This window comes from Vibrio genomosp. F10 str. 9ZD137 (genome assembly GCF_049974785.1).
In the GTDB taxonomy this organism is placed as follows: Bacteria; Pseudomonadota; Gammaproteobacteria; order Enterobacterales; family Vibrionaceae; genus Vibrio.
In genome coordinates this window covers 1-7,670 of record NZ_JBNGCJ010000605.1, presented here as the reverse complement: position 1 = coordinate 7,670, position 7,670 = coordinate 1, and the positions used below count along the sequence as shown (strand labels likewise).

At 44.5% G+C, this 7,670-nt stretch carries 11 protein-coding genes and 1 pseudogene; 11 read left to right on the top strand and 1 reads right to left on the bottom strand.

The genetic code is table 11. From position 1 onward, the window contains the following. Positions 1–634 (top strand): tRNA (adenosine(37)-N6)-threonylcarbamoyltransferase complex transferase subunit TsaD (locus tag ACP45E_RS14700; protein ID WP_141707351.1); only part of this gene is annotated, 634 nt, incomplete at its 5' end. A gap of 42 nt (positions 635–676) precedes the next feature. On the opposite strand, the gene plsY is transcribed toward ACP45E_RS14700, so the two are convergent. Continuing rightward, positions 677–1,288 (bottom strand): glycerol-3-phosphate 1-O-acyltransferase PlsY, encoded by a 612-nt coding sequence (plsY, locus tag ACP45E_RS14695; RefSeq protein ID WP_017035161.1) that lies wholly within the window; start codon positions 1,286–1,288, stop codon positions 677–679. 230 nt (positions 1,289–1,518) lie between these two features. Between plsY and folB the strand changes: the two genes are divergently transcribed. From folB to ACP45E_RS14645, 10 genes and pseudogenes are all read left to right on the top strand, one after another. Beyond that, entirely contained in the window at positions 1,519–1,872 is a 354-nt protein-coding gene (folB, locus tag ACP45E_RS14690) for a bifunctional dihydroneopterin aldolase/7,8-dihydroneopterin epimerase (protein ID WP_017035162.1), read from the top strand. Next, on the top strand, positions 1,869–2,363 hold the full coding sequence (folK, locus tag ACP45E_RS14685; RefSeq protein ID WP_017035163.1) for a 2-amino-4-hydroxy-6-hydroxymethyldihydropteridine diphosphokinase: 495 nt from the start codon (positions 1,869–1,871) through the stop codon (positions 2,361–2,363). The genes folB and folK overlap by 4 nt, the downstream gene beginning before the upstream one ends. Before the next feature lie 10 nt (positions 2,364–2,373). After that, positions 2,374–3,177: an undecaprenyl-diphosphate phosphatase gene (locus ACP45E_RS14680; RefSeq protein WP_017035164.1), complete on the top strand. Its 804-nt coding sequence runs from the start codon at positions 2,374–2,376 to the stop codon at positions 3,175–3,177. Positions 3,178–3,360: 183 nt separating this feature from the next. Continuing rightward, positions 3,361–3,642, top strand: a complete 282-nt coding sequence (gene ftsB, locus ACP45E_RS14675) for a cell division protein FtsB (protein ID WP_017038223.1) — start codon at positions 3,361–3,363, stop codon at positions 3,640–3,642. A 1-nt stretch (position 3,643) separates the two neighbouring features. Next, entirely contained in the window at positions 3,644–4,369 is a 726-nt protein-coding gene (gene ispD, locus ACP45E_RS14670; protein ID WP_017035166.1) for a 2-C-methyl-D-erythritol 4-phosphate cytidylyltransferase, read from the top strand. Next, entirely contained in the window at positions 4,360–4,833 is a 474-nt protein-coding gene (gene ispF, locus ACP45E_RS14665; protein WP_017035167.1) for a 2-C-methyl-D-erythritol 2,4-cyclodiphosphate synthase, read from the top strand. The genes ispD and ispF overlap by 10 nt, the downstream gene beginning before the upstream one ends. 99 nt (positions 4,834–4,932) lie before the next feature. Beyond that, positions 4,933–5,973, top strand: a complete 1,041-nt coding sequence (gene truD, locus ACP45E_RS14660) for a tRNA pseudouridine(13) synthase TruD (RefSeq protein WP_017038220.1) — start codon at positions 4,933–4,935, stop codon at positions 5,971–5,973. Positions 5,974–5,985: 12 nt separating this feature from the next. Beyond that, positions 5,986–6,747, top strand: coding sequence for a 5'/3'-nucleotidase SurE (gene surE, locus ACP45E_RS14655; protein ID WP_017038219.1), 762 nt, complete (start codon positions 5,986–5,988; stop codon positions 6,745–6,747). Then, complete coding sequence (locus ACP45E_RS14650; RefSeq protein WP_017038218.1) at positions 6,744–7,370, top strand: protein-L-isoaspartate(D-aspartate) O-methyltransferase; 627 nt, start codon at positions 6,744–6,746, stop codon at positions 7,368–7,370. The genes surE and ACP45E_RS14650 overlap by 4 nt, the downstream gene beginning before the upstream one ends. 2 nt (positions 7,371–7,372) lie before the next feature. After that, positions 7,373–7,654, top strand: a pseudogene (locus ACP45E_RS14645) (LysM peptidoglycan-binding domain-containing protein); the annotation flags it as partial. Positions 7,655–7,670 lie beyond the last annotated feature (16 nt).

Sequence of the window (7,670 nt, the reverse complement as noted above, 5' to 3'; positions counted from 1 at the left end):
GGCAGTGCTGGTCTCTGGTGGTCATAGCATGATGGTGGAAGTGCATGGTGTCGGTGAATATAAAATTCTTGGTGAATCGGTGGATGATGCCGCTGGGGAAGCGTTTGATAAAACAGCGAAACTCATGGGGCTAGATTACCCAGGTGGACCGTTATTAGCTAAATTGGCAGAGAATGGCACTAAAGGGCGCTTCAAATTCCCTAGGCCGATGACCGATAGACCTGGGCTTGATATGAGTTTTTCAGGTTTGAAGACTTTCACAGCCAATACCATTGCTGCTAACGATAACGACGATCAAACTCGTGCCGATATTGCGTATGCGTTCCAAGAAGCCGTGTGTGATACGTTAGTGATTAAGTGCAAACGCGCATTACTTCAAACAGGCATGAAACGCATTGTGATTGCAGGTGGCGTGAGTGCGAATAAACAGCTTCGTCAATCTCTTGGTGAATTGGCGGAAAAAGTGGGTGGTGACGTTTATTATCCGCGTACTGAGTTTTGTACTGATAATGGCGCCATGATTGCTTACGCGGGTATGCAGCGTCTTAAAAATGGTGAGACCAGTGATTTGTCGGTGCAAGCGATACCGCGTTGGCCGATTGACCAGCTTAAACCGGTTAGCTCAAATCCATAACGGCATAACGAGTGAAAATTAGATGTTTGTTTTAAGGTCTCATTATGAGGCCTTTTTTAATCCCTGTTTTTTCTCGCCCACTTTGGGTTCGGTGCCGTCTAATAAACGTCGAATATTTGGTCCATGACGAAACACAATTAAGCAACATAACATGGCCACAGGCAAGGTATATTGCGGCTTTATCAACCAGGTATAAAATGGGGTGAGAAGTACGGTAACCAGCGCAGCCAGAGAAGAATAACGAAATACAATCGCGACCGATAACCAAGTCAACACAATGAGACCGGTGAGCCCTAGACCAATAGGCGCTATCGAGCCTAAGGCTGTAGCGACTCCTTTCCCCCCTTTAAAGTGAAAGAAGATAGGATACATATGGCCAAGGCAGGACGAGATCGCCACGATGCCTAAAAGAAACGAATCTATATCGAGGAAGTAGCCACCCCATACAGGAATGGTCCCTTTCAACATATCGCACAATAACACCGCAGCGGCTGCTTTCTTTCCACCTACTCGTAGTACATTTGTCGCGCCTGGGTTTTTTGAACCGACTTCTCTGGGATCCTGAAGACGCAACACTCGACAGATCAATACCGCACTCGAGATCGATCCGAGCAGATAGGCTGAAATGATCAATGTGAGAACAAGTGGGCTCATGCAGTGTTTACTCGTGTAAAGCCCCAACTTATATAGAAGTTAGGAGAGTTAGGTAATAATAAAGGAGCGCTATGAAACAGATGCTCTAAAAGCAAGTAGTTGTTATCATATCGTGATTCATACCATCACACTACTCTCATATGAAGAAGTGAGTGTGATTGATTACCTCAGGATAGTAAGTTGTTTTGACCTACTTAGGTATCCGACCTCTACAAAGGACAGACTCCATCATGGATAAAGTATTTATTGAACAGCTAGAAGTGATTACGACCATCGGTGTTTACGACTGGGAGCAAGAGATCAAACAGAAGCTCGTTCTTGATATCGAAATGGCTCACAATAATCAACCTGCGGGAAAAAGTGATGATGTTGCGGACGCTCTCGATTACTTTGAAGTGAGTCAGGCTGTTTTAAAGCATATTGAACACGGAACGTTTTTGTTGGTTGAACGCGTGGCTGAAGAAGTGGCAGAGTTGATCATGGGACGCTTTAATGTTCCTTGGATCAAAATTCGCTTAACCAAGCCAGGTGCGGTTGCTCAAGCTCGAGGTGTGGGAGTGATCATTGAGCGAGGCAAGCAATGATCACCGCATACATTGGTGTAGGAACCAATGTAGAACGTGAAAAACACGTCGAGGCAGCGGTCAATGAACTTTCTTTGTTAGGTGAAGAACTAAGGCTATCGACGATCTATCAATGTGCGCCAGTTCATTTTGACGGGGATAATTTTTTTAATCTTGTAATAGAAATGAAAACCGCACTTTCTTTAACGGAACTTTCACAAGCATTACGTAACGTTGAAATGCGTTGGGGTCGATCGGATTTTGCGCAAAAGTATCAAGATCGAACGTTAGATCTTGATATCATTTTGTTTGGGGAAGAGGTGAGCGAAAGTGATCCGCAATTACCAAGAAGTGACATATTCAAATACTCATTTGTTATTCAACCACTTTATGAATTGTGCCCTGATTTACACATTCCATTAGATGGAAGAACGGTCCAACAGGTTTGGAACCAGTCCACTGATTTTGACACGTTAACCGGTATTGAACCCTGGTTTGAACTAAAGAAATAATGAGATTTTAATGAGTTATATTGAAGCTTTTGTCCTTGCCCTTATTCAAGGACTGACGGAATTTTTACCTATTTCCAGCTCTGCGCATTTAATTTTACCTTCTGCTGTCTTGGGTTGGGAAGATCAAGGTTTAGCGTTTGATGTCGCTGTACATGTGGGTACATTAGCCGCAGTGATCATCTATTTTCGTAAAGAAGTGATCTCACTACTCAGTGCTTTTTTAGGATCCATCTTTAAAGGCGAACGAAGTAAAGAATCAAAACTGGCCTGGATGATCATTCTAGCGACGATCCCCGCCTGTCTGTTTGGTCTGTTCATGAAAGATCTGATCGAAATATATTTACGCAGTGCTTGGGTTATTGCTACGACGACCATCGTCTTTGGTTTATTGCTTTGGTATGTCGATAAAAATGCCACTTTGGTCGACGACGAATACCAAGCTGATTGGAAAAAATCACTGTTTATTGGTGTTTCACAAGCCTTGGCAATGATCCCCGGCACCTCTCGCTCTGGCGCCACGATAACAGCGGCAATGTATTTGGGGTTTACTCGTGAGGCGGCGGCTCGATTTTCATTTCTTATGTCGATTCCGATCATCTTACTGGCTGGCGGGTACTTGGGGCTAAAGCTTATTTCCAGTGGTGAGCCGGTTCATTTAGGTGTGCTGATGACAGGAATCGTAACGTCATTTGTCAGTGCTTATATCTGTATTCATCTATTTTTGAAACTGATTTCACGTATGGGTATGACACCGTTTGTCATATACCGCCTAATACTGGGCTTCGGATTGTTTGCATTTTTACTGTTTAACTAGGGCGTAATGAGTCTGTTGCATTTAGGTGGTGCTTGTTAAAGAGCGCCACTTGCTAACGGATCCCTGTTTGTAATGGATTCCTTGCTTGTTAAGGATCCTTAGTGTGTACGACCTCGCTTGAAAAGCGCCATTGTGGTATATATGTTGCCTTTCAGTCTCTTTCTCCTTTACTGCGTTACGATTATGCGAATTTTTGTTTTGACCTTAACACTCCTGTTCGGCTGGCTGCAGTACACATTGTGGTTTGGCAAAAACGGCATTATTGATTTCAATCTAGTGAATAGTGAGATTCAAGCTCAGCATCGAGTGAACGATAATCTTCGTGCTCGTAATGATGAAATGTTTGCTGAAATTGATGACTTGCGCCAAGGCTTAGATGCCATTGAAGAGCGAGCAAGACATGAGCTTGGTATGGTAAAAGAAGGAGAAACTTTCTACCGCTTGATTGGAGAGGAATCACACTAGAATGCCAAATAAACATTCCCCAAACTCCATCGTAGCTATCGTGCCTGCTGCGGGCGTGGGCAGCCGAATGAAGGTTGATCGTCCGAAACAGTATTTAACGATAAACGATACGGCCATTTTAGAACACACCGTCCTTAAGCTACTTTCTCACCCTAAGATTGATACGGTGGTTGTCTCGGTCACAGATGGCGATCCTTATTTCTCAAGTTTATCCATTGCCAATCAATCGAATGTCATCCGTGTTAGTGGTGGAAAAGAGCGGGCTGACTCTGTGTTATCCGCATTAGAGTATCTGAATCAAGAAAACGTATCAGAATGGGTGTTAGTCCACGATGCCGCGAGGCCCTGCGTACAACTCAAAGATATTGACCGTTTGATTGAGACGGCTTTAGCCCATGAGGTTGGCGCGATATTGGCTTGCCCGGTACGAGATACAATGAAACGCTCCGATAGCACCAATAATATCGACTCAACCGTCGAACGAAATAACCTATGGCATGCATTAACGCCACAAATGTTTCGAACAAGCTCGCTTTATCACGCACTCAATGACGCGTTAAAAGCTGAAGCAACCATTACCGATGAAGCATCGGCAATGGAACGACTCGGCCTTGCGCCTGCGTTGGTTCATGGCCGTTCTGACAATATTAAAATCACTCAACCGGAAGACTTGTCTTTGGCTGAGTTTTATTTAAGCCATAATAAGGAAAAAGAGTCATGCGAATAGGCCATGGTTTTGATGTGCATAAATTCGGTGGTCAAGGCCCCGTCATTATTGGTGGAGTCGCGATTCCTTACGAACAAGGGCTCCTTGCCCATTCCGATGGTGATGTCGCTTTACACGCATTAAGTGATGCTTTGCTTGGTGCGATTGCCGCGGGTGACATCGGGCGTCATTTTCCCGATACCGATGATAAGTGGAAAGGGGCTGATAGCCGAGAGCTGCTAAAAGATGTTTATCGTCGCGTAAAAGACCAAGGTTATATACTGGGTAATGCAGACATTACTATCATGGCCCAATCACCCAAAATGGCGCCACACATTGAAGCAATGTGCGCGGCGATCGCTCAAGATTTAGAAACGGATCTTAGCAATGTCAACGTGAAAGCAACAACGACAGAGCGGCTTGGCTTTACTGGACGGAAAGAAGGCATTGCGTGTGAAGCGGTTGTATTGCTCATGAAAAAATAACGCCACTCACCATAGAAAAAGCATGATTAATAGAGTAGCGCTTGCAGTAGCGGTACGTTAAAACCCAATTAAACAGTCACACGGTGACGGAAGAAAACTATGTCAGATGTTTTATCTCAGTTTCATTACTTACACGGTAAACCAAGCGCAAAAGCAAAACTCAAAGCCAAAGCTGAAGATTTTAAAGTCAGTGAAGATCTCGGTTATGAGTTTACAGGCTCTGGTGAGCATCTGATGATACGCATACGAAAAACGGGAGAGAACACCAGCTTCGTTGCCAATGAACTTGCTAAGGCCTGCCAGGTCAAATCTAAAGATATTAGCTGGGCTGGATTAAAAGATCGCCATGCAGTAACAGAGCAGTGGCTCAGTGTTCACTTACCGACAGGCGAAACTCCGGACTTCAGTGCTTTTTTGGCTCAATACCCAAGCATTGAAATATTAGACACTCAGCGCCATAACAAAAAACTGCGTCCAGGCGATCTTGCGGGCAATGATTTTGAGATAACCTTGTCTGATGTCACCAATGTTGAACAGGTTATTGAACGCATTGAAAAAATAGAAAAACTGGGCGTGCCAAACTATTTTGGCAGTCAACGTTTTGGTCATCAGGGAAATAACCTTGAGGAAGCTCGTCGTTGGGGGCGTGACAATGTTCGAACGCGTAATCAGAATCAGCGTAGCTTGTATTTGTCATCTGCTCGTTCATGGATATTTAACAAAATAGTGTCAGCTCGTATAGAGCAAGGTGTCTTCGATACGTTATTGGTGGGCGATGTCGTTTCAGGCAGTGAATCGGGCTTAGTGACCGAGGACAATATTGCCTCACTACAACAAGCTCTGAGCCGAAAAGATATTCAAATTACAGCAGCGATGGCCGGTGACAATGAGCTGCCAACAAAGGGCAAAGCACAAGAACTAGAGCTGCCTAACCTAGACAGTGAACCGGACTTAATGGCTTTGATTCGAGGCAATCGCATGCGACACGATCGCAGAGCTGTGCTTTTACAGCCTAAAAATTTCACATGGACACATAATGAAAACAGCGTGACATTAACGTTCTCATTAGATTCAGGGAGTTTCGCGACCTCTATTGTTAGAGAGTTGGTGGAAGAAGAAGTGGTAGAGAGAGTGTACTAAAGCAAAATGAATATGAAGCCAAAGTTAAAAGTATTACTAAGTAACGACGATGGTGTTCACGCAAAAGGCCTCCATGCATTAGCGAACGCACTAAAAGATATCGCAGAGATAGTGATTGTTGCTCCTGATCGTAATCGTTCAGGGGCATCAAATTCATTGACGTTAGAGCAGCCACTAAGAGTGAACGAAATATCACCTTCTGTATATTCAGTTCAGGGAACCCCAACCGACTGCGTCCATTTTGCACTGAATGAATTGATGAAAGATGATCTCCCTGATTTGGTATTAACGGGTATTAACCACGGTGCTAATCTTGGTGATGATGTGCTTTATTCAGGCACGGTCGCGGCGGCAATGGAAGGGCATTTTTTGGGGGTGCAGTCGATCGCCTTTTCATTAGTAGGAAAGGTCAATTTTGATGTGGCTGCGCAAGTGGCTAAAAATATCGTCGAGCAACATATGGCTCAGCCTATCCCAACCAATCGATTGCTCAATGTCAATATTCCAGATGTCGATAGCCACCATGATTTAGAGATCAAAGTGACACGATTAGGTGCCCGTCATCACGCTGAGAATATGATAAAGCAGCAAGATCCGCGTGGGCATGATATTTATTGGTTAGGCCCCCCAGGAAAAGAGCAAGATGCTGGTGAGGGAACGGACTTTTATGCCGTAGATAAACGACAGGTTTCAGTGACGCCACTTCAAGTGGACCTCACCGCACACGAATCTTTACGAGCTATGGAACATTGGTTTAAGGAAAAAGCACTATGACAAACCCACATGCAGACAAGCTGATAGAGTTTCTTGTCGCGAGTGGTATTAAAGACCCGCGAGTATTACAAGCCATTCATAACCTTCCCCGAGAGAGCTTTGTTTCTCAGGCAATGATTCATCAAGCTTACGACAACAATGCTTTACCTATTGGGCAAGGGCAGACCATCTCTCAGCCTTACATTGTTGCAAAAATGACAGAATTGCTCGGTTTAAAAAGCAACAGCAAGGTCTTAGAAGTTGGTACGGGTTCGGGTTATCAAACCGCCGTATTGGCGCAATTAGTCGATCATGTTCATTCCATTGAAAGAATTAAAGCGTTGCAATGGGATGCCAAAAGACGTTTAAAGCAATTGGATCTGTATAACATCTCCACCAAACATGGTGATGGCTGGAAAGGGTGGGCCAATAAAGCGCCATTCGATGCCATTATTGTTACCGCTGCTCCAAACAGCGTACCTGAGGCATTGCTCGAGCAGCTTGCGGAAGGTGGAAGAATGATCATTCCTGTGGGAGAAGAAGAGCAGCAGCTCATAAAGATCACTCGGCAAGGCAGTGAGTATCTTTATGAGAATATAGAGATGGTGCGTTTTGTCCCTCTCGTTGCCGGTGATCTTGCGTAACGATGAAAAGCTTAGTCCGGAACTTAGTCGTAATTGTTTGTGTCAGTGCTCTTCTCGGGTGCACGGCAAGAAATCCTGCGCCTGTCTCCGGACTAAATAAAGATTACAACAGTGTCTCTCGTGGCAGTTATCGCGGCAGCTTCTATGAGGTGAGCAAAGGCGATACGCTCTACTTTATCAGTTATATAACGGATAAGGACGTGAATGAGATAATTCGCTATAACAATTTAAAAGAACCTTATACGATCCATCCAGGGCAAAAACTAAACTTATGGCGTAGTAACTAGATCGGAAGAGCGG